Source organism: Longilinea arvoryzae (assembly GCF_001050235.1).
GTDB classification, from domain to species: Bacteria; Chloroflexota; Anaerolineae; order Anaerolineales; family Anaerolineaceae; genus Longilinea; species Longilinea arvoryzae.
In genome coordinates, this window is the sequence record NZ_DF967972.1 from 1,028,420 (window position 1) to 1,052,314 (window position 23,895).

The 23,895-nt window shown below is 51.2% G+C and carries 11 protein-coding genes; all 11 read left to right on the top strand.

Annotation, left to right across the window (positions count from 1 at the left end):
* Positions 1 to 44: 44 nt before the first annotated feature.
* The 11 genes from LARV_RS04640 to LARV_RS04690 all read left to right on the top strand — a co-directional run bounded on the left by LARV_RS04640 (position 45) and on the right by LARV_RS04690 (position 23,886).
* Positions 45 to 2,570, top strand: a complete 2,526-nt coding sequence (locus LARV_RS04640) for a vWA domain-containing protein (RefSeq protein ID WP_152031690.1) — start codon at positions 45 to 47, stop codon at positions 2,568 to 2,570.
* A 17-nt stretch (positions 2,571 to 2,587) separates the two neighbouring features.
* Positions 2,588 to 6,100 carry a tubulin-like doman-containing protein gene (locus LARV_RS04645; RefSeq protein ID WP_075072530.1) on the top strand — a complete coding sequence of 1,171 codons (3,513 nt, stop codon included), beginning with the start codon at positions 2,588 to 2,590 and terminating at the stop codon, positions 6,098 to 6,100.
* Between the two features lie 22 nt (positions 6,101 to 6,122).
* Positions 6,123 to 8,984: a serine/threonine-protein kinase gene (locus tag LARV_RS04650; RefSeq protein ID WP_075072531.1), complete on the top strand. Its 2,862-nt coding sequence runs from the start codon at positions 6,123 to 6,125 to the stop codon at positions 8,982 to 8,984.
* Positions 8,985 to 8,994: 10 nt separating this feature from the next.
* Positions 8,995 to 10,242 (top strand): Ig-like domain-containing protein, encoded by a 1,248-nt coding sequence (locus tag LARV_RS04655; RefSeq protein WP_075072532.1) that lies wholly within the window; start codon positions 8,995 to 8,997, stop codon positions 10,240 to 10,242.
* A gap of 75 nt (positions 10,243 to 10,317) precedes the next feature.
* Entirely contained in the window at positions 10,318 to 16,710 is a 6,393-nt protein-coding gene (locus tag LARV_RS04660) for a VWA domain-containing protein (protein ID WP_075072533.1), read from the top strand.
* A complete protein-coding gene (locus LARV_RS20065; protein WP_075072534.1) occupies positions 16,700 to 17,023 on the top strand; it encodes a hypothetical protein in 324 nt (107 codons plus the stop codon). Before LARV_RS04660 ends, LARV_RS20065 begins: the two co-directional genes overlap by 11 nt.
* 16 nt (positions 17,024 to 17,039) lie before the next feature.
* Positions 17,040 to 21,413 (top strand): FtsK/SpoIIIE domain-containing protein, encoded by a 4,374-nt coding sequence (locus tag LARV_RS04670; protein WP_075072535.1) that lies wholly within the window; start codon positions 17,040 to 17,042, stop codon positions 21,411 to 21,413.
* Between the two features lie 117 nt (positions 21,414 to 21,530).
* Positions 21,531 to 21,806: a WXG100 family type VII secretion target gene (locus LARV_RS04675; RefSeq protein ID WP_075072536.1), complete on the top strand. Its 276-nt coding sequence runs from the start codon at positions 21,531 to 21,533 to the stop codon at positions 21,804 to 21,806.
* Between the two features lie 91 nt (positions 21,807 to 21,897).
* Positions 21,898 to 22,173: a WXG100 family type VII secretion target gene (locus LARV_RS04680; RefSeq protein WP_152031691.1), complete on the top strand. Its 276-nt coding sequence runs from the start codon at positions 21,898 to 21,900 to the stop codon at positions 22,171 to 22,173.
* A 14-nt stretch (positions 22,174 to 22,187) separates the two neighbouring features.
* Complete coding sequence (locus LARV_RS04685; protein ID WP_075072538.1) at positions 22,188 to 23,102, top strand: hypothetical protein; 915 nt, start codon at positions 22,188 to 22,190, stop codon at positions 23,100 to 23,102.
* A gap of 16 nt (positions 23,103 to 23,118) precedes the next feature.
* Positions 23,119 to 23,886: a hypothetical protein gene (locus LARV_RS04690; protein WP_075072539.1), complete on the top strand. Its 768-nt coding sequence runs from the start codon at positions 23,119 to 23,121 to the stop codon at positions 23,884 to 23,886.
* The last annotated feature ends 9 nt before the right edge of the window (positions 23,887 to 23,895 follow it).

A 23,895-nucleotide genomic window follows, 5' to 3' on the forward strand; every position in this document is an offset into this window, starting at 1 on the left:
TGCTGGTTACGCTCCTTCCGGCGAGTTCTGCCCAGGCGATGCCTGTGACAGTCCTGCCAGCGCAGGTGGAGGCGGATGAGGAGAGCGTCTGTACTTCATCCCAGGTGGTGCTGATCATTGACCAATCTCAGAGCATGGATCTGCGCAACGATCCCAACGATTTGCGGTTTTACATTCCTATGTATGTGGCCGATATACTCGCGAGAAACTATATCAATGCCCGCATGACCGCAAACCGGTTGGATCGCCCGATGACGGTGCAAATGGCGGTGATCCAGTTTGCGAGTAAAGCCACCATAGGCCTCGATTGGACCACCATTTCCCCGGTAGATTATGCCGCTTGGCAGGGTCAGAGGGACCAGATTTTGGCGCAGGGTTTGTTGACCGCTGATGATTATCTTTCCATGGTTCCGCTGATTAGTAACGGCACAAATATGCAAGCCGCATTTGATAAAGTGGCTGAATTGATCGATAGAGCAGCCCCACAGGTTGAGGGCTGCCCCAGGCGCACCTACCTCATGCTGACGGACGGCAACCCTGATTCCAACGGCGATCCGATTAGAGAGCCTTTATTGGGCGAGTATATGGATAATGTGAAGTCGCTGGTGGATGGGAAGTTGCTGGGGGATGGCAGCGCGCTATATGTAACCGCTATCAACGATTCGTCGGATAACTACTGGCGCGTTACCGAGAAATACTGGATGGGCATCACGCATGAGAGCGAGCGCACAGAACTGGATGAGCCGGAGCGTGCGGCGAAGGTGAGCACGCGAGCCGAAATCGGTTTGCGCATGAGTAATATTGTCAACTTCCGGTTGGATCGCGGCGTGGTGAACGCCCAGGTGGGACCCAACGTGGTACCGCCCTATCTGGAACGGGTAATATTCACCTTCTTTAAGCCCGACCGCGATAATGTAATCGAGTTGACCGACCCGCAAGGAAGGGTGTTAACCGCCGGACCGGATGTGGTTGTGACCGGCCTGGATGAGGGCATCCAGACCATCGAATTGATCCGGCCTGAGCCGGGCATTTACCAACTAGCTACCACGGCCAGTAGTGGCGATTATTACATCACTAAGGACATGATCTTCATCAAGACCTCGATGCAGAGTGACATGAGCAGGCTGTACCAGTTTGGATGTTTCCCTATCGAAATCAGTCTGGTGGATAGCGAAAATCGCCCCATCCCGCGCTATGATGACCCGCGCTATGCGCTCAAAGTAGAAGCAACCCTCAAATCCGCCGCGAGCGGCGAAAGTATGGCCCTGCCGCTCGCTTACGATTCAGCCACGGGCAAAATCACGGGTATATTTACGCCGGTATATACAGGCGATAATCAGCTATCCATCACCGCGGTTGCCATGGACGACTATCAGGAAAAATGGACTGTTCTGAAGCCGCCCTTTGCCGACTTTGATCTGTATGTTGACCGTCTGGTGATCTCGACCGGTGAAGCCGAAAATGCCGAGAATAGCGCCTGCTCACCGGCGCAGTACTCGCCCATTAACATGCCGGTGCAGTTCATTGTGGCCGGATCCGGCGTGCCAGTCAACTTGTGCGTCAAGCCGGAGATTGAGGTAAAGGGTAAGTCCTTCGAGAGCCTGCAGGTGATTGGCCCTGATGCGGATGGGGTATACACACTCAGCGGACTGCCGCAAAACAGCGGTGAACAATCGCTGTTGATCACTGCAGTGGGGGCAAACCCGACCAGTGGGCAACTGGTGGATATCGCCACCGCTTCCACTTCGGTCGCCCTGCAACCCGGGCACCAGTATGACCTCAGCATTCACGACATGGGCATGCGCACCTCGGGATTGCTGAACTGGTTGAACCGGCAGATGACAAAAATCAACGGCGACCCTGAACCGGATGTCCGTGTGATTGGGCGACAGTTGTTTTTCACCCGCCCGCAGGTGACGTTGAAAGCCAGTCTGATGGAAGGCAATACGCCGGCGCAATCTTCGGATCTTTTGCCCGTGGCGCAACTGGTTCCGCAGCAGGGCGAAGCCGTGCAGGCGGACGGCTGGCAGTACAGTGATGGCGTCTGGAATGCAGTCTTCCAATCTGTTCCCCTGGGACAGTATGATTTGCAACTGACCTATCCGGCTGCCCCGTGCGGAGCACATATTCAGGTGAATCAGACGCTGCGTACCGTTCGCGTGGTTGCGGGCCTGGGCGAATGGATTGTGTGGCTGGTCCTGGGTTTACTGGCGTTGATTGGCCTGGTGCTGCTCATATGCTGGCTGTTGTGCCGCTTTTGGAACCCGGCCAGTGGTTGGATCGGCGTGCTGGATAACAACAATCACACAGTCTGGAAGTTTACACTGGAGGGATCATCGTGCTGGAATCTTGAAAAACCGGCCGTTGTGAATTGTTCGATCGTGCGCATCAAAATTTACGGTGTCTTCCACATACGCGGATTCTACCGCCTACGCATCTACTGTCTGGATCCCAATACCAATCGTGAGAAACTCGTGATTGACGTTATCGTCAATCTGAAAGAATTGAACACCCGGGTGGGCGGATACCGGATCAAGTGGGTACAGGATCTTAATCAACTGCCATTTTAAGCAAAAAGGAGTATGCCATGCCATCCACGTTAATCATTGGTCTGGGCGGAACAGGCGCCAAAACCGTCATTCACATCAAGAAAATGCTGATGGATTCGCGGCCGGACGGTAAATTGCCGCCGGATGTCAAATTGCTGGTGATTGATACCGAGAAATCACCTACCACCCTGACGGAGGTGGGACCCTGGATGGGGGAGTATGCATCCAGAGAGCAAATGGATCTGAAAAATATCCAGATTCATCCGATTAGTGAATACTACGCATTGATCGGGCCGCTCTATGATTTTACGCCGAGTCACATCGCCCACTGGTACGATTCGGCTTACTTTCACGCACACCCAGATGCGAGAACCATTCTTAATGTTCAGACTGGTGCGGGTATGTACCGCCAGGTGGGCAGGCTGGCACTTTTTAATCATTTGCAAAATGGGGTGAACAGCGCGCTGTATAACCAACTGGCTGAAATCGTCAACGGGTTTCCGGCTGCCACCTGCAGGGTGATCCTGACCGGCTCGCTGGCCGGGGGGACGGGGGCGGCGTTATTCATTGACATCGCCCATCTGGTGCAGGTGATCGCGGAAAACAATAGCAAAAGCGCAGATGTGGTGGCCGCGCTGGTGCTGCCTGAAGCCTTCGAACACGAGGAAGGAGTAGAGGTGGATGCGTCCATGCGCGCCCGCAGTCTGGCGGCGCTGCGCGAGCTGGACCGCTTTATGAGCGTGCATATTCCTGAGATTGGGTTCAATATGCAATACACCAATGATCCGGCGCATTACTCCATCAATAAACGCACCAAGGGCTCGCCCTTCAGCCTGGTTTACCTGATGGAGAAAACCGCGCCGAATAATCAAGGCGATATACCCCATCCGCTCACAGCGCCCATTGATAAGGGCATTGCGCCGATGATGGCGACCTGGATCGCCAAGCTGTGCGATGGCACCATCAACGCCGCCTACGCATCGGCGAAAACCAACATTAACTTTCTTCGCAATAGTGAAGCCACCAGCGGGTTGACCACGGCGTTTGTCAGCACGTTTGGCACTTACAGCGTGGTGCTGCCGCTGGCGGCCCTGGTGGAAGATTGGAGCCTGCGCCTGGCAGAGGAAGCTGTGGCGGTACTGGCGCCTGCGTTTGACCCTGAAAACCCGATCTTATTGCCCGACACCGAGCTGCCCAACGCGCCTGGAGATACTGCCCGAATGGAGGGCGTCGGGGGCTGCAACCTGCTGCGCGACGCCACGGAACTGGGCGAGCGCCATTCCGAACAGACCCACTCGATGTTGGTCGAGGAGATCAAGGTTCGTTCGGTCAAGGTCTTCAGCGGTTGTTTTGTGGATGAGCATACCACCTCTGAAGAAACCGCCGTGCTTGAAAGTATGAACGAAACAATCACCTACTACAAAAAAAATAATATGGGCTTGTTGAGCAACCCCTATGCAGGTGCCTTATGCCCGCCGGTGTTAAATAAAAACCAGCCGGTGAACATACGCGCTCAGCAGTTGCATGATAGTTGCGAAACCCAGTATGCCCGGCTGGAAGGTATCTGGAAGCAGCACCTGGATGCCATGGCCAACCGCCAGGTGCAAGGCTTCGCGGAGGAGACAATCAAGGACTGTGAGAATGTACTGAACGGCGCCGGAACCGACAAACCCATGGATGCTCTCCACCGGCGGTTTGGCCGGTTGCCGTGGCTGATCGCCTACATCCACCAACGGCGGGTGGATTTGCAATCTGCTATCTCGGTTCTGTCGGACGCGCTCAAGGGACTGCAGGCAACTGCGGAGGATTATGAACACAAGGGGTGGAAGGGCGGCCTGATGGGCCAGTCGGATCTGAAAACCCAGATGGTAAATGACGACCGCAAACAGCATGACTATTTGACCATCCGCCAGGAGTGGTTGGTATGCAAACGCAAACAGGTACTGATTGACAGTGAATTGAAGGGCTTGCGCCGCATGCTGGCGTATCTGGATAAACTGGAAGGCGATCAACTGGAAGGCCAGTTGACCCTGTACCTCAACATGCTGGTGGGTACCAACAAGCTACTTCAGACCATCAGGGCTACGCGGAAGAAGATCGAAAAAGAACGGGAAAAAGCCAGTTCCGCGCTCAACCAGGTGCGTGAGGTGGTGAACGAACCAGCTTGGGAAGAGGAAATGTACCGCCACTACTGCCAGCCGGACCCCACCATGCCACTGGCGCTGCACCGTATTCTGCAGGCGTTGCAGTGGGAAGCTGGGAATATTATGGTAAATGGCGCGCCGGTGCCGCGGCTGAAATTGCACGCGACCGGCATTGAGGTGAATGAAAGGAATCTGGTGTTAAGCACCGATCAGCTTCAAATAGATCAGAAGGACAATCCGGAGACCCTCATCCAGAAAAACCTTACCCGCCTGAGCGAGCTGACCCGACCGCATTTCAAACCGGCATGGAAAGAGTTGAGCGTGGTGGATCCGTTCATTTGGCGCAGCTTGAATCGCCCCGGGCAGGACGCCAACAGCTTTGGCGACGCACTGATTGACCGCTGCAATGTCATGTTGACTCCTGGGGCAGCTCAGCAAGCCAATGCACCTACCAATATTTATCTGCTGGCGCCCGGGACTGCCATGGCGAATCCCACCTCCAACACTTTTTTGACCACCGCTTTTGCTCACCTACTGGCCAATGTACCTGGAATACAGGCTGCCGTTTCAAGAGTTTTGTCGCACGGCGACTGCACCACGCTCACCTACTTTATCATGCGGGACGGCATAGAACTGAGACAAATTCCGGCTTTCACCAATGCCATCATCCCCTATCTGAACCTGGATGCCTTCAGCCAGGGCAGCCAGATCAGCCGGGCGACCAATCATATTTTTAGAGCCGAGAAGGGAGCTACACAGTATGAGATAAGAAATAATCCCTTGTTGATATCGCGCGTGGCCATGCTGCTGGAGGATGAAACTCTGCTAACTGACTACCTGCTGGCCTGGGCGTTCAAGTACCTGCAGCGAACGGCCATCACCAACCCGGCAGGCGTCAAGGTGAATACCCTGAACCTTGTATATACCGAACAGAAAAATGTTCTAAGCGAAGTCCGTATCGTTGCTTGCACCAGCCTATTGTCTGACCAGAAGGCGCAGATTTATGAATACTACCCGGTGGAATACATTACCGCCGCGGAAGCATACATGCTGAGGGATAAGGATTACAACAATAACCCTATGGAGCCGGTGCGGACACGCTTGCATGAATTAATTGAAAGTGCCTTAGATGACAAAGTTAAGGAACTGGAACCGCAATGGAAACAAGGGATTGGTACAGCGGCTGCGAGGGCCGCGGCGGAAGGAGCCATGGGAGATCTGCGTGACGAGGAATTAAAACAGGAAGCCCGCAAACACATGTACCGCCTGCTGGATGCCGACCTGGCTGCCTGGGATCTTGGGCACCCGATTGGGTTGGGTGGAGCGCCGGTTGAAAATAAGAGCCGGGATGCCGAAGATGAGTTTATTCGCGTTTTGCGTTCACGGATTCAGTTGTATTGCAAGTAAATGAATCACGCAGGAGACAGGGATGCCTGATTACACCAGTAAAAGAGTCTCGTGGAACGAAACCAGCGGGCGAATGGCGCACCATATCCGTGATGGAGCCACCTCCACCGTGTGGATGGTGCGGGATGAGCAGAACGGGCAATGGGTGATGAAGATCCCCTTTCAGCATTCGGGCGATCTTTCCCGGTTCCGCCCAGAAATAGAAGTGGTGAAAACCCTGCAAAGCGAGGGGTTATCCAGCCTGCCGGATTGTTATAACGCTCAAATGGAAGATGGTACGGCGGGTATTGTCATGCCCTACTACGCGGTGGAGGATCAGGCATTCCTAGCTAGACAGCGTTCTGAATTTCTGGAAAGCGAATTTTTTTCCTTCGCCAGGCAGGTGATCCAGTTGTTCAGCACCTGCGCCAAGGTCGGTATCCGCAACACCGACATAAAGGATGAGAATTTTTACTGGTTGGATGGAAAACTGATCGTACTGGACTGGAACCGCTGTGAGGATATGCGCGACCCGGTGCGGGACGAAAAGGAAATGACCGCTCTGGTCACCCAGGTATTGTATTTGATCTTCATCGGTAAGAACCCACCCGCCAGCGTGAACGGGGTGGACCCTGCGTGGGCAGCGGCCATCCCCAGGCCGCTGCGGCGTATTCTTTACCTGATTACGCGGGGCATGCTCAACTTTGAGCGATTGGGACAGGAATTGAAGTGGTGGGGAGTTCTCGCAAAACTGGAGCATCCTTTCACAGCCGATAAGTTTGAGCGGGCGCTGGCAGCATATGATTTGGAGGAAGAGAGCGAAGCCGTTCTGGATCTGAATGAAATGGCGACTTCCATTCCACCATTGCCTGATGATGTGAGAACTTGGATGGAAAGCCATGCCACGCGGGCAAACTGGCAGCAGCGCCAGCCCATCCGCGAATTGGATGAAGCCCTTAGTCTGATCCGACAGGATTGGGAGGATTTCCAACTGGATGCTGCGCGCAGCAGCTCCATTCAGCTTGCCCAACGTATGGTGGGCAAGCTGATACCCGCAGAGAAGTTGGGTGAACTCGCCCGAGTGGTGGTGGTTTCGGTGTGGTTGAAAAAACTACCGCTCACCATTCTGGGAGAGGGTAAGAAGAAGGTTCACAGCCTGGTGAAGTTCTGGCTGGATTGGCAGCCGTTAGACGCGATGGTCACTGATGATCGTGAGTTGGCTGCCGGGGTTCAGGAGGCGAGCACCGTCCTGCAGAATATAACGGATTGGGTGAACCAAACCCGTTCGTTGGTTATCCAGCCCTTTTCTGAGAATGCTTACAGTGACTGGGAGAAACTCCGCGGGCAATTGCAGCAATGGGGGGATAATTTTAAAGCGAATGAGGGGCTCTCAACCGTACTGGATTTACTGGAAACCTGCCTGCCGGTCTGGAAACCTTCATATAAGGCTGCGGCGGGGACATCGCAAATTGATCCAAAAGATATAGAGTTTGCCCTTTCCCAAAATGAATCACCCGGGACTATTCGGAAACACCTTGAGGCGGGTGAACGCCAGGGGGATCTCATCGCGGTGTACCGTCTGATCTGCCTGGTGGAGGAGGAAGCCTGGGCGGAGGTTCTTTCGTGGTGTAATCACATTCAGGGTTCCAGTGCGGTCATTCATAAAGCAAGAGAGTACGCGCGTGAACGGTGCATTCAATGGGTGGAGGAGAAAACGGGTGGCACGGTTTACCTGGCTGATTTTCGGTATCTGGACGGTTTGATCAACCAACTGGGCATCATTGACCAATTGCCTAAATGGCGTATCAACCAGAGCTTCTTTAATAAGTCTTTCGATGAAATCAATAATGAAGACTCGCTTTCTGCTTGTGTCAATTATCTTATTGAACCATGCAAGCTGAACGTTGAAGATCGGGAAAACCTGGATGCATCCATTCTGTTGACCTTGCTAAAAGCCTGCAGGTGGGTGGACACGTTGCGCATGCAGATGGGAGGTGGGAACACCATGGATGTGGAGACATTAATTAATAAAGCTAAGGAGTTGGTTGATAAGAAAGATGAGTTGACTACACTAATTTCATCGGTGGGAGGGATAAAGACCTCACTGGCAGAATTGGACGGACAGGTCAGCCAGGTGCAAGAGAGTTTGAACATTCGGAACAGTTCTGTCAGCCAATTAAACGCAGAACTTAATAATCTAAAAACGGCTTTCACTGACATTCGAGCAGGTGTAGATGGCATGGATGTGTACAATCAAGCAACGCTTCAAACCCAGATAGGCGCGTTGACCCATCAACTCAATTCCTTGAAAGCTGCGCTCGATCCTGCCGTTGTTCTTCAACTGGCATATACCCTAGCTTTTGCACGGCAGTGGGGGGCAGCCATTCAATTGCTTGAGTATTCCAGTAAAGTCCATTCGGATGGGATGAATCTCACACAAGCATCCATGGACCATTTGAAAAGTATTTATGGAGACATGGGTTGTCAATGGGATTTTGAAAGCTGGGCCTCTGGATTGGCTACCTTTGAGTTTGATAAGGTGTATTCGATCATTAAGAAACTGAAGGACCAGGGTCATGAAGAGAAACCCTACTTCGCTTGGCTGTTTGCCATCACCTACACAACTCAGATGAAGAGCAACAGTGGATGGCTTGATCTGTTGTATAAAGGCGATTTGGATACGCTCCAAACGCAATTGGCGGCAGCTCCTAACTCCATTGAATGCGATTATATGAAGACCCAGGTGGAATTGTTCAAACTGGCAAAGTGCATGAAGGAATACCAAGATGACATCCCAATTGATAATTTCTGGCTTTTACGGCAACAAATACCGGATGCGATCTGGGCAGTGGTATTTGCCAGCGCGGAAAAGACGATTCCCAGAACAATGATAACTCGGCAGTGAGGAGTGGAAGATGAGTAGAAGAAACCAACAGCAAGCCTCCGGACATTCCGGGATGGGCTCCACAATTATGGATCTTAGGAATCGCGGTGATGAAAAACAATACCGGGAAAACCTGATATTGCTAAATGATAGAGGTTCCAAAAATGCTGAGCAGGCATGGAAGCGCCAACGCCTCATATTGGTCGTCAGCACTTCGCTGCTGGGATTGATCCTGGTTGGGCTGGTGCTATTGCTCTTTTCGGTGCGGCAGGTGAGCAATGATTTTCATGTTTTCATTAATCGAATCAATACACCCCAGCCTGTGGTTACCACCCCTGCGGTGGAAGAGGAGGTGCAACCAACTTCGCTCCCCCCGACTGATATTGTAACCCCGGAACCGGAGATAAAAGTGGAATGGTCGGCTCCGACAAATGAATATTTTGTGAACTTGTCCACCAGCCTGGAAGTAACCGTCAAACAAGGTGAACAGGGCAAAACTGGTGTAAACGTTTCGGTGTCTGTGGATAATTCTACCGGTTTAGAACTGACTGCCACGAATTTCTCTACCGATACAAGTGGAAAAGCAATCATCTCCTTCATTCCCCGTCAGCCCGGAGATTACATCCTCACGGCAACCGTGGGCGATCAGTCTCAGCGTTTATTGGTTCACGTTAATATTTTGGATTCGGATGAGGATGGGGTTAGCGATGATCAGGAAGAATTGTGGGGTTCGGATCCCTTTATAAATAATATATTTTCTGTAAAAGCTCCAAATGGATTAAAAATTCGTAGTTTTTCCAGTCCCGACCTTCAACTGGCTTTATTGCCTGACAATATGGAAGTGTTTTTTATTCCTGATAAACAATCTTCAAACCCCCAATTTTCCTGGTTATTCATAAAATTATCCTATGAAGCCGGCTTGATGGATATTGAAAATCGTCTTGCCAAGGGGGCAGAGTTATCCATATTCTCGCAGGAAGATAAAAAAATTACGCTTTACAGGCAAATTGAATGCAGACCTGCGGAATCATTTGACTATTCCCAGTTAGATTTGCTGGATTGCCTTATTGTTCAGCCAGAAAATGGAAAGTATGTGATTTGGTTATTCGGAGCGGCCAGCCCTGAGTTTCTAGCATCTGTTAACCAGGTTCTCACTACTGGGGTTCCTGCGGTAACAACCATTCCTCCAGTGTCTACTCCCGGGCCCACCGCCACTACTTTCATTATGATGGAAAACACACCTGAACCTACAGCCGGGAATATTGTTCCAGTACCTTAGGCAGTAATTTTCAATCCGGCCCATAAACAACGATTTCACATAACGAATCAACCCTTAACCTGATGGAGTGACCGCATGAAACGATTGGCGCTGGTGACACTGGTCTTGGTGGCAATGCTGATTGCGCTGCCAGTAGGGGCAAGCCTTGCTCAACCGTCCCAGCCGGGTGCGCGTGTGGATGTGTCTGCGAGCCCATCTAATTTGGAACTAGGCGGTGAGGTTGAAGTGCTGCTGACGCTGGTGGGTAATAACGAGGTGTGCGCCAGTGAGGAGATCTACCGTCCGTTAAGGGTCGTGTTGGTGGTGGATCGTTCTGGCAGCATGGAAAACAGTATCAGCGCTGACGACGATCAGACCAAGATGCAAGCCGCAGTTGACGGCGTGCGATCATTTCTCGGCTTGCTGAATGAGCAGAAAGACCAGGTGGGGCTGGTCTCTTTTGCCACCAATAGTCAGCTTGACACCTCACTTTCCTCGCCCTCCCAGGCATTGAAAGCTCTGTCTGAGGATGGCAGCGGTTTGAACAATGCTGGGACAAATATCGAAGCAGGGTTGAACGAAGCTTATCGCGAGATCGAGGATGAGGTTAGTGACGATGTGAGTGCGGTGATCATACTTCTGACTGATGGCGTCGAATCTGATGGCTCAAGCGTGACGGCAGCAGAATCGATCAAAGATGCAGGGATTCGCCTTGTAACTATCGGGTTGGGGCCGGATACCAATGAAGACCTTCTGCGTGCCATGGCTTCTATACCTGGAGATTACTATTTTGCGCCGCAGTCAGCGGATCTTGCCAGTATTTATGAATCCATTGCGCATCATGTCAAAGAGTTTGATCCGGCTACTAACATAGAGGTGAAATATCAATTCGATGCCAGCAATTTCTCGCTGGTTTCCGATTCCATTCAACCAACGGATGGCAAAGTGGAGTCCAATCAAGTTGTTTGGACTTTCTCTCATCTGAGTGGAAATCAGCAGCAAATGCGGGTGAAACTGCGGGCAAATTCTCCTGGCACCTACAATATCGTGCAGTCGGTTACTTTATCATATCAACGCTGCGGAAAAGAAGCTGTGACCGAAAGCCTTCCACTAGATTTTCCGATAATAGTGGGGGGAGGGTTGAATCCTGCATTGTGCACCGAAGCTCCAACACCCAGCACGGGGAACTCCTTGTGTGATCGTATTCCATGGGGTTGGATAATCGGTGGGCTGGCTTTGTTAATCAGCTTGCTGCTCTGGTACATAAAATATAAGGAGGAAATTCGTGATTGGTTCAGGTGTGGAATCGTCCCATCTAATTGTTTTTGGGCAAGGCTGCTGCTGGCATTGTTCCTTCCGGCGGTGATTGGAGTCACCGCCAACCTGGTAGCCGGTTATTTGTGCGCGCCGCGATCCGGTTGGATGTTCTGGCGCATTAATCCTGATTTGTCGTCTGCCATTTATTTACAACCGGCTGATATCAGCCGCCCCGCTCGTCTAGTGACGCCGCTAGCTTCACAAACCGAGTGTATTGGCTGCCACGTGACATCCAATGAGAGGCAGGAACTGGCGGGTATATCCGGCGGAACAAATGGTCGTCTCACTCGCTATTCCCTTCTGGGAGAGGCCATAGAGATGGGTGATATTCAGGGATCCTACCCGGCATATTCTCCGGACGGCAAGCGTATTGCTTATGCTGCCAACAACGAAGATATTTATATCTATGATGTCCAAACTGGCATCGCTGCCCCGCTCGAAGGCGCCAGCCAGGGTGGGATCATCGAATCAATGCCGGCATGGAGCGCCGATGGGTCGCAGATTGCCTTTATTCGCGCCTCAGGAGCCAATCAAGAGTCGACCATCACCACACCATGTGATATTCTTACAGTGCCTTCATCCGGTGGCTTGCCCACCCTTGTGACAGGCGCCAGTATGAATGGGTTTAATTACCATCCTGCGTTTTCTCCAGATGGTAAATGGTTGGCGTTTGTTCATCATGAAAGCGGTACCACCACATACGGCGATCCTCAAGCAGAAATCTACTTGATTCCGGTAGGGGGCGGCTCTCCCCGCCGGCTTGCAATCAATGACTCACCTGGTGGGCAGCGTATTCCCATGGGCAATACCTGGCCCGTTTGGTCTAAAGATGGTTCCACCTTATATTTCTCCAGCCGGCGGTGCTATGATCAAAACGACATCTTCAAGACTAGCATTTCACCTGAAGGGGAAAGCAGCCCGGCGGATCGCATGTTTACCTTATCTGATCCTGCAGCGGATGAGTACGGTGCTAATGAAGTGCAGTTGGAACCGCCCAGCCTTTGGGAATTAATGAAGACCCTCCTGCCGTGGTTGATCCCATTGCTGCTTTTGCTGTTGTTGAACTGGTTGCTATGTCGGCGAAAACCCACCCTCACCATCGATCCATTAAAAATTGAATATCTCCCCCCGGATCCGCTTGAGGGGCGGCTAACCCGAAACCAGACATTTGGTGTGATCACCGAATTGGTGGGGGTGGAGCTCAAGGAGCGCCGTACAGCACCACAACGGGTGGACGCCGTGTTGGTGGTGGATTGTTCTGGTTCTATGATGGGAACCAAGATCGCCAGAGTGAGGCGGGCGGCTCAGCGTTTTGTGCGTTGTTACATGATGCCGCAGGAACGACTTGGCATTGTTTCATTTGGCAGCGAAGCGCGAGAAATTCAGCCGGTGACGAATAGCGAACGAGACCTGGTAAAAGCGGTTAATAAACTGCTGCCCAATCTGGGGGGGACGGATATCTCCAGGGGGATCAACTGCGCTCGAGATTCACTCCTGGCGAATGCGCGCAACCGGGCTGAAAAGGTGATGGTCATCTTTACAGATGGCCAGCCAACCGTGGATTACCAGTTGGTGATCGATGCTGCCGCTAGAGCAAAACAGAATAATATACGCATCATCGTGGTAGGTACCGCCGATGCCAATATCGAATTGATGCGTCAGGTGGTCAATGACGAGGATGACTTCCTATATGTACAAGAAATGCAGGGTCTTGAGAAGGCTTTTCTAAACATCAGCCAGAAGTTGTTGACCCCAGTTTCTGCCACCGGGCTAGTCATTACGCAACATTATGATGATGAAAATTTCTCGTTAATTCCTGACAGCGTGAAACCCAAGCCAGAGAGTCTGTCAACTGGAGAAATCATATGGAATTTGGCGGAAATCGGGCTTAGACCGCAGGAATTCGCCTATCAGGTGAATCCCAGAACGGCGGGAAATCGTGACATTGTGGTGGACACCATGGTGAACTATCTTCATGGAGGCTCTCACGAGAGAAAAAGCACAGGTGCAGGAAGGGGAATGAATGTGGTGGTAAAGGAGAGTATACAGCTTTCAGTGGCCCGGGGTGTGAAACCCGCTGACCTAACTGCTCCAGCGCCGGTATGGAACCCCGATCGAACCTTGATTATTGGGGCGGGAACCAGTGGACGATGGATTCTGACACATGTTATGGAAAGTTTCATGAATGCCGGATACGGGCGTTTGCCGGATGGTATTGAATTTTTGGCGATTGATACCGATACTGCCAGCCACCTAGCTGTGCAGGGAGTCACATTTGCTGGCGTGGAACTTGACCCGGGCGATTTATTCATTTTGGATGAAAACCTCGATCCTGTCCTAGATGAGTTGGCGAGAGTGCCGCACAGTGAACATGCTGGATGGTTCAGTGCAAGTGAGTATTTACCCATCCGGTCGCAGGTGAACCTGCAGGCTGGCACACGCGGACGGCGGGCTCTTTCACGGGTGACATTTATCCGCATATTGCAGGACCCGGAGCATAAATCGGTTATTAGTCAATGGCGGACGGCCCGGTTAGCGCCTGGCGCTGCCAAACAGGGAGCCGATGCCCCTGATATGCAGGTAAATCTGGAGGGGGCTATCCGGTCCCGGTGCGAACGTGTTCTGTCGCCAAATGGAGACAAGCGCATCCACATCATTCTGGTGGGATCTCTGCACGGAGGGATGAGCGGAATTCTTTCTGATGTGGCCGTGCTGGCGCGAAATATTGCCAATGACGTTGCCGGTGCTGAGGGAACGGTTCGATTGGAGAGCTACCTCATTGATGGTAATATTGCCAGCACATTTGCGGGGGTGGCTCCTTTTGAGCAAATGGAAAGACGAGCCAATTCATACGCCACCCTGCGTGAGATGGCCCGCTTGCAGATGCCGACTGGAGTACCCCAACCCATGGTATGGCATATGCCGCTTGACAGTGCAAGGTACAATCTCTTCGATGACATGCTGATATTCTCCATGTCACCCGATCCGCAATTTGCCGACGCCAGGTATCCGGATGTTACACCGTCAGATATGGGTACGGCGTATCTAAAGAATTTCCTGTATCCCAGCATCGCCGACATGATTACAGTGCGTATAGATGCAGCTATGAACGCTGCTCATGTTAATGATTATTTTGGCGCCATGCGGACTGCTACCCTAGCGCAGATAAATGCAAGACATGAAATGATGGTCAATGCCGCGGGGGTGTATACCATTCGCATTGCCGTGGCTTCCATATTGCGCAATCTTCACATTCGTTGGGTCTGGGAGATCCTGCGTGTATTCCTATCCGGAGAGGATGAAGGTGTGGTCAATGTCCATGAGCCACCTGCCAATATGGAGCTCACCTGGAAGTGGGCTGCTCCCTCTGACCCAACTAACATCATGAACCTCACCCCGCCCGAACTGGTTGCCCAATTCCTTAGTGGCAACTTGGATGGAGAAGCGACTGAGGGATCCAAGGCGCTGGCAGAATGGTTGGAGGTGGACAATTCATCGCGCTTAGGGTCGAGAGAACTGGAAGATTTCCTGCATCTACCCGAGCATGTTCAAAGAGATGGGCAGGGGAAGCGCTTGGGAGAACTACTGTTGAGCATCCTGAAGGAAGATGCAGTGGGCGGACATTCCGGACGCATTGGGTTCTGTCTGGCTTTCCTAAACACGTTGATTGAAAAGATGAATGCCAGTAAGGAGACGTTGTCTGCGGCAGGTTATCAGGAACTTGGTAGTTACGCCAGCATAACGGGGCGGTGTGCACAGGATCATAAGGATGCTCTTGTTCGGCTGCGCGATGCCATCAGTTGTAAACAACCCGGCAGAAACCCTGGCTTGTGGGAGCGTGTGACACATTTGTCCAATGAGATGCAAAATTTATCCGCTGAACTGGATCAGATTGTTAACCGCAAGTACCTTTGGGGACGCAACGTCCCTCAGGCTGATAGTAGTATAAAGTATATTGAGTACAAGGATGAATGGTGGAGCCAGTATCTAGCGGGAAAGATAAAATTGTACTTGCCGGCGTTGGATTGGGATCTAGTGATTAATGTTGATGACGCAAACCAGGTGATCAAATATCATCTAGATCTTGCGCTGCACATTAATGAAAATGGCATTCAAACCTCAGTTCATCTTCTACGAGATGGACTTGCAAAATTTGTGGAAATTTTTACGCGTGTGGCAGCCTCGATGACTGTGGGTGCTTATGAAATCACTCTGGCAAGCGAATTCAGTGAAACGATGAAAGAAATGATATTTACGAAGGAATTCGCTCACCGGATCGGAATTATATCACGACCGGTATGCGGAGCCGCGGCTGGAACCGTAGGAGGCGGGGCGATCGCGCCTGATCAGATACTAGTGATTCATCCGGATGGTGTGTCTGTCAACCTGGGTTGGGATCAACCATTCAGCACGGATGTTTTTATCCAGGCAACTGAAGGAAGACATATTACTACGGCCAGCGATGTTCGTGTTGGAATGAACCCCACCCTGATTGCCTATTTGCAAACACGCAATTCCATCCTCATGGAGAACTTGCCCGGGGTGGTAACCGGTAGACGTGATTACGACCTGCAAGATGGGTTTAACCATAGTATGGGCAAATTCGATTCGCATGTCATATCCCATAGAGCCTGTTTCCGTGCCGAAGGTGAGGCTCGGTGCCTGGAAACGCAACAGAATAGTGCATACCCCTACAGAACAGAAGGACCAATGCATCCACTAGTGGTGAGTGGCTTCACCTACCCTGGCCGGGCTGAGCTGTTTTTGATGGCGATGGCAGAAGGACGCATCTGCGAAGACCACGGGAGTATCCTGCTCCACATGCCGCCCAGTGATACCCGACTGATATTGTTGAGTACCCCTGTCACCACCATGGATCCTTTTGTGGAAGCCTATCTCAACTGGGTTTACAAAATTTCATGGGAAGAAAAGGTGGAGAATCAACTGGCTGCCTTTGCCACCCATTTTGATTTTTGCAATCCCAATTTGGATAAGCCAAATTTGGGCACATGGTTGACTGCAGCCCAGCCGCCACTCAATAATGGACCGGCAGACCGCAAATCGCTCGGAAATGCGGTGAGGGGTGTGTTGGGTAGCTACAATCACCTGCATAAATTGCATTGGAATTTTACCCAAGATCAGTTAGAACAGGATGGGAAGCATGGATTTTAATGTCATGATACGGGTCAGAGTCAATTCGGTTGGGATCGATCACCTAGAAGAATTTGACTATGAAGTTCCGGTGGCAATGCCATTTGAGCAGATGTTGGTAGAAATTGTCGAAGCTCATTCACTGGATGCCGCCCTTTTATGGAGTCTGTGGGTGGAGGGCGAGAAGGACATAAAAATGGATTATTCCTTGGAGTCGTTAAGGCGTTGGGATGATACGGTAATTGTGCTGAATTCATCGGATGCCAATAATCATCTATATCCAGTGTCTGGCTCTATCACAATCAATAGAATGCCTACTGCTGGAATGCATTAAGGCCCGAGGTGGGTTGATGATCGAAAACCCTGAAATCATTGAGCAGCAAGAGCAGGATCGCGAAGATCCTCGACCGGTATTCACCCGTTCGCCACGCAATTACAAGAAGTACCCCCAGGGCGAAATTAAACTAATGCCACCGCCGGCAAAGCCAAACGCGCCTACCACTCCACTGCTTTCTCTATTTGTTCCCATTATTGGCGTGTGGCTTTCGGCGATGATCCAGATATTTGCGGCACAAAGCGCGGGCGGCACAGGTCGTATTCCGGTATATGCCTTTGTTTCGATACCAATGGCGCTCATTACTGTTATATTTGGGATTGTGAACGGGCGAAGTAGTAGAAACAAATATAAAGCAGACCTGGCAAAACGAATCAAGGTTTATGACGATTATCTGACCAAACAGCGTGGTGAGATCAATCAATGGATCCAGGAACAGCGGGAAGCCATGCTCACCCCCAACCCTGATCTGGAGGGATGCGTGGTGCGTGCCCAGGAGGGTGTGCGTCTGGCGGGGGGCCGTATTGAGGCTGAAAAAAGCAATGATCAACCAGCTGGTCAGCCTGCCTTGTTGGCATTGGAAAAAGAACAGCGACTGTGGGAACGTGAACCTGCTCATCACGATTTTTTACATCTGCGATTGGGGTTGGGTAGTGTGGTACGCTCATTTACTGTTGAACGTCCACCCACACCACCTCTTTCTCTAGAAGAAGACGATCTGATTGAAAAGGGGTACCAGTTGGAGGAGGAATGCCGCCTGATCCCTGGTTTGCCTATTCTACTACCCCTTGGTCAGGTGGGCTCGGCCGGAATTGTCGGCGCCAATAGTCACCAGCGCAATAAACTGGTGCAATCCCTGATTATGCAATTGACTGCTCATCATGCACCCAACAATGTTAAGATCGTGCTCGTCATTAATGAGCACGATCGAAAAAAATGGCTATGGGTGCGGCGCCTTCCCCATAACTGGAATGAAAACAATACAGTAAGGTACTTCCTGATGGGGAGGCGCAAAAAGGGAGGTGTGGGGACCACAGAAGTAACAACTGAGGATCCTAATGAGGTACGTCATACCGTTCTGGCCGAATTGGAGAGCATGTTGCACATCCGGCAGCATGAGGCCGAGCAAAACCATTCGGATGAAACCCCGATACAACCAGTTTCGTACGTATTTATTTTTGCTGACCGCAGTCTGTGGAATGGTTCGGCGGCACTGCAATATGCGCCGCTCCTTGACCTGCTGTTATCCAAAGGCCCTGCCATTGGAGCTTACTCCATCTTCCTCGCTGGTCATCGTTCGCAGATTCCCAAAGATGTTCGCACCCTGATTCACCTGAAAGAAGGCGAGCAAGCCAAACTGGTGGGGGATATGGAGATCATTGGGCAGGTGCCTGAAGTGCATCGGTTTGAACCCATGCTGGCAAAAGAAGACCAGGTGAATTTACTGACCGACGCACTGGCACAATTGCACATCGAAAACCTGGCAGCCCAGGCTCCCACGCAGGTGACCCTCATCGATCTATTAATGACGAATGCAGTGAAGGAAGTCAACTTAGAATTACTGAGAAAAGTCTCCTGTCCGTGGGAGAGTCTGCAGATACCCATTGGCAAGAAAGCCAATGGGGAGACTGCCTATTTGAACCTGCAGGATGCCTCCAAGCACGGGGGGTTTGGTGTGCATGCCATGGTGGGCGGCACCACTGGCACCGGCAAGACCAAATTTTTGCAGACCCTGATTCTACTAACCTGCGCATATTACAAACCCGAGGATGTGAATTTTGTTTTGATTGATTACAAAGGCGGTGACCTGGCAAAGGGACTTGAGCACCTGCCACACCTGGTTGGTTCACTGGCAAATATGGACAGCCAGGGCAAGCAAGGTGAATTGATCCAGCGCTTGTTTTCGGCCTTTGACGCAGAAATTCAGAGGCGCAAGGATATCCTCAAGGGCGATGATATTAATTCTTACATGTCACGTTATCATACCGGGACAGAGACCCGGGCCCTGCCTCATCTGTTTATTGTGATCGATGAGTTTGCGGAAATGCTGTTGCGTAACCCAACCAACGATCCCAACAAGAGCCTGATGAAACGGTTGATGTCCATCGCTGCTATTGGTCGTTCCATCGGCATGCACTTGATCCTAGCGACTCAAAACCCGGGCACGGTCATTACTGAAGACATGCGCAATAACATTAACACCCGCATTTGTTTGCGCATGGGCACCCGCGACGCCAGCAAAGCCATCCTTAATCGTAACGATGCGTATGACAATATCACCAAGGACCAGGTGGGCAGGGGATACCTGCAGGTGGGAAATAACGACCAGTTTGACTTGGTGCAGTTTGCCTGGGGCGGCTCGCTGGACATACCCCGGAATATGGTCCAGGTGGGGGGAGTTAGCAGGGTAACCTACCAGGGAGTGCGAATCAAGCATAAAAAGTTGGACACAAGCGGCTATAAGTCCACCCAGTTGGAAGCGCTGGCGGGCATTATTGCCTCGGACAAGGGCGCCAGCCCTCAGATACCGGTCTGGCTGCCGGCTTTGCCGCCGCTGCTTGAGTTATGCGATCTGCGCGAACAGGCCGGATGGGATGGGCACGGTTGGAAACCGTTGGAAAGGCATCTGAAACCGGTGCTAGGAAGAATTGACAACCCCGCCCGGCGTGCGCAGCCCCTGCTGGAGATGAACCTGGGGAAAGAGGGACATTTATTGTTGCACGGCGGGCCTGTGACCGGGAAAACCACCCTGCTGCAGACCCTTGTGACCAGCACCATGCTGGATCACACACCTGCAGAAGTGCAGTTCTATATTGTTGAATATGGCGTGCAAACCCTCAAGAAGTTGGAAGGTTTTCCACATATTGGGGCAGCCATCATGGGATCAACGGAGGGAGAACGCGTCAGGCGAGTGTTCACCCTCTTGAAGGATCTCCTGGAAAGTCGGCGTAAGTTGCTGGATGCCCCTAATGTAGTGGAATATCGTAGGCAACACCCTGAACAGGTGATGCCCGATGTCTTCCTGATTATTGATAATTTTACATCCTTCATGGAGGGGAAACAGCCGGGCTGTCTTGAATTTGAACTACTTAAAGCCATCGCCAGCGACGGTCCGTCACTGGGTATTCATCTGATCCTCACAACAGTTTCCGCCAACTTTCCACAAGCACTGCGTGAGAAAATTTCCAATGTGGTGGCGCTGGAGATGCCCGGAAATAATTATCTGGATAATATTGGCCGCACGGGTGGGGTTCTTCCGGCGACTGACATTCCAGGACGTGGTATTGTTCGCATGGGGAACGTGGTGGAATTTCAGGTTGCCCGGATGGGGCCCAAACCGACAGAGGCGAAGACCAAAGACGGCGAAGTAGTTCGAGAGTTGCTGACGGAAGCCCAGCGGATGGAATGGCTGGAACAATTAATGCGAGCCATGCGGTGCGCTGTTGGCGATTTTCCTGTCGCATGTTTACCGATTCGGGTTCCGCCTATGCATGAGGAGATTCATCTAGAGGAATTGGTTCGCCATTTTACAGAGCGGGATGTAAATTATCTGCCAGTGCCAGTCGGGATTGATATGACCGATCCAACTTTGAACCCGCGCCTGACGGATTTCAGCGTTTCACAACATTTGTTTGTCATGGGGCCTCCTCTTTCGGGACGCACCACGTTTGTGCGCAACTTGATTGCCAGTATGATGGCAATTTACAATCCGGAAGAGGTGCAATTCATCATTTTCGATCTCGATTCTACAGGTTTATATCAGCTGGATCAGAACAATCCATTTATTGCGGGAACCTTTACTGAAATTGGAGTTGGGTTCAATCTAGAGGAGGCTATTGACCAGCGTCTGACCTCAGTGCAGATAATGCCTGCTACAGATTCCGGCAGTATCTCACCTGCGTTTCTACCGGTTGATGGTGGGGGAGAGATGATGTCTGGGCAGCAAGTGAGTGCTGAAAGGTTGATCAAACAACCAGAAATTGTCATTGTGATGGACGATTTCGGAGTTGTAAAGAGCAAACTGAAGGACGATCAACGAAACTATCTGGTGAATCTTGCCAAGTCTAACCGGCGCGTGCATATCATACTCGTAGGTACCGGTCAGGAAATTGCATCAACTAGCCCGCTGGAGAGCTTGGTACGCAAGGGAAAAACAGGTTTTGCGCTGGCTTTCAGTGAGAATGATTGGTCCGTTGCAGTATCAATGGCAATAGCCAAACCATCTGAAGTACGCAAGGTGGGTGATGTGGGATCGGGCTATCACTATATTCGTGGCGCGGTACGAGCTTTCATCAATTTCCCGGGTGATGCCATTCAATCGGTAGGAAGTGTAGAAAACTGGATAAATTTACATGTAAAAAAACGTGGATTTACCTATAATAATCAATAATGCATGAAAGGGGGCTCACTCCATATAATAAAACATCAATACATCCTGTATCAAGGCCCAAGTGGGCTGTCAGAAAAGCCAAACAATCAACCAATAAGATACAAAGGAGATGAGTAAATGCCAGTCTTACATATGGATACTGATGCTTGCACCGCAGTAAAAGGGCAGATTGTTAATTCAAAAGAAGCGATCAATGACTCGATGACTCAGATCAATTCTCAGGTTTCCAGCATGGTTGGCAGTACTTGGATTGCTCCTGGCGCCGAGCAGTTTAAGGGGGAGATTGAACAATGGGCCGGTCAGGTGAGGCAGGCTCTTGAAAATTTGCAGACGTTGGCAGATCGCTTGCAACGTGAGGTCGAAAACTGGACAGGTGAGGGGCAATCCTTCTAGTTCTCATTCTACAGCCCATAACTAGAATGCTTCAGGGGTGCAGAAACCCTGCACCCCTGAAATACTGGCATGAAAGGAAAAGGACGAAAACATGCCTCTTTTAAAAATGGATGTCGAAGCGGTATCCACTGTACAGCAGCAATTACTTGCTGCCCGCCGTACGATGGATGGCCATGCAAGCACCTTGAATAGCCTGGTGCAGGGCATGGTTGGCAGCACCTGGGTAGCGCCTGGAGCGGAGAAATTCCGGGAAGAATTCAGTGCCTGGTTGACCAGCACTCGTGCTCTGCTTGAGGCGCTGGAACAGAATGGACAGCGGCTGGGGCAGGAAATCACCAAATGGCAGGATGAAGCACAGACCTATTAAAGGCAAGGGGATCTATGGCAAATATGCTTTTAATGCAAACCGAAGAAGTGCGTTCTCTTGCCAACCAGACGATTAGCTGTCTGGATGATCTCGAATCGCGTGTGAGCAATGTGGCGGGCGGGGTTGCTAACCTTGACTGGGTTGCTCCTGGTCGGAATGGCTACGTATACGAATTTCAGCAGACTGCCCAGACCATTCGTCTATTGCTTGAAGAGGGTCGCGAATTATGCCGGCGGGCAAGCCAGGAAAGCCAGCGGTGGGAGGAGATGGCGGGGGGAGTGTCGAGTGGTGTCTCGCCCGCGACACTGCAAGCAGCTGCTATCTATGGAGACACTTTCTTAAGTTCAATGTCAGACGTTTATGACTGGGCAGGATTGGGTATTGTATCTACAGCAACCTTTTTTTCTAGAAAAGAAATTCGTGACGGGTTAAGAGCTATTCAGGGTAGTAAAGGTGAAAAGATTTTTCTTATGGGGTTAAAACCCGGAACAACGGTTATGGGGCAGGCTAAGTTTTTTAAGCATATTGATGATTTTGTGAAACCCCTGGGCGTGCTTGCATTTGGAATGGATGCTCTCAATGATGCCTACCGCTATAGGGATCAAGGAGCAGGTATGATCGCGTCTTCGGTTGCGGTAAATTCATTCGTGGTTGGATTAGGAATGGGGGCTGCTGCCATCATTGGCACAGCTTCAGCGCCTGCTGTTATTGCCGGAGCTGCGGTAGGGATCGGTTTGGGATTAGCGATGGATATGAAGGTTGGCCCTAACGGGCAGACATTGGAAGATATTTGTGTTAAAGGGCTCCATGATATTGGTGAGTCTACGGTAGATAATGCTCCGGAATTCTTTGAGAATATTTCAGATAGTGTAAGCAAATTAAGTTCTTGGGTGAGAGATCCCATCGCAAGCACAAGCGGCGCCAATTAGCCAGGAGGGTTAAACAATGCCAACAGCAACTTACCATCTTTCTTCCGAAGAATTAGCCGCGGCGGTTGCCTTAAGCGGTCAACATGAAAAAGCTACTGGTTTTTTGCGCACTATTGCAGGTGAGGTTCCAGGAGAACAATTAGCTGCTATGTTAAATACCGCTCATCACTCCCTCATGTCGCGTGGTCTATGCTCAGTGGATGGGTCTGACCAGCTGGTTGATGGGATGACGGATCTGGTGAAGGGGGTCTTAAACCCGGATGCATTGATCCGCGCCACAAAAACCGCACCTTTTGGGGAGTGGGCGCTGAACTTTTTTCGAATAACAAATGGCTGGCTCCGCCAAAGAAACATAAATTTGTGGATCAGCCGATACGACCTACCCATTGTGAATCCTGTAATCGCCGAAGAAATCATAAGTTTCTATAATTCACATTACGATCAACATATGGTTGGGCGGCAAATAACCCTGCCTGATGATTTCTTTGAATATTCGCCAGAACGGAGGCGAGATGAGTCGTTCCTAAGAGAGGAACTCTCGCGGGTGGCAAAGGATGATGATGCAAGACGGGCCTCCGGTGAAATCGCCCATGCCGAGTGGCGGGGTACTTTTTTCCGTGAGGGTGAAGCTTCCTCTCCGGTGGTATTCCTGATCCAGGGTCCTTGCACTTTGTGGAGGGTGGCAGCCGAACAGGCAGAAAATCATCCCGAAGGAGTGCGTTTGTGGTTGGTTGCACTCTCAGCAGACGAATTCAAGAAGGTAGTCAACACGATTATCACCTGAAAAGGCAGG

Coding starts and splice junctions, on each gene's coding strand:
- LARV_RS04645 (WP_075072530.1), top strand. CDS start 2,588: ATGCCATCCACGTTAATCATTGGTCTGGGCGGAACAGGCGCCAAAACC.
- LARV_RS04650 (WP_075072531.1), top strand. CDS start 6,123: ATGCCTGATTACACCAGTAAAAGAGTCTCGTGGAACGAAACCAGCGGG.
- LARV_RS04655 (WP_075072532.1), top strand. CDS start 8,995: ATGAGTAGAAGAAACCAACAGCAAGCCTCCGGACATTCCGGGATGGGC.
- LARV_RS04660 (WP_075072533.1), top strand. CDS start 10,318: ATGAAACGATTGGCGCTGGTGACACTGGTCTTGGTGGCAATGCTGATT.
- LARV_RS20065 (WP_075072534.1), top strand. CDS start 16,700: ATGGATTTTAATGTCATGATACGGGTCAGAGTCAATTCGGTTGGGATC.
- LARV_RS04670 (WP_075072535.1), top strand. CDS start 17,040: ATGATCGAAAACCCTGAAATCATTGAGCAGCAAGAGCAGGATCGCGAA.
- LARV_RS04675 (WP_075072536.1), top strand. CDS start 21,531: ATGCCAGTCTTACATATGGATACTGATGCTTGCACCGCAGTAAAAGGG.
- LARV_RS04680 (WP_152031691.1), top strand. CDS start 21,898: ATGCCTCTTTTAAAAATGGATGTCGAAGCGGTATCCACTGTACAGCAG.
- LARV_RS04685 (WP_075072538.1), top strand. CDS start 22,188: ATGGCAAATATGCTTTTAATGCAAACCGAAGAAGTGCGTTCTCTTGCC.
- LARV_RS04690 (WP_075072539.1), top strand. CDS start 23,119: ATGCCAACAGCAACTTACCATCTTTCTTCCGAAGAATTAGCCGCGGCG.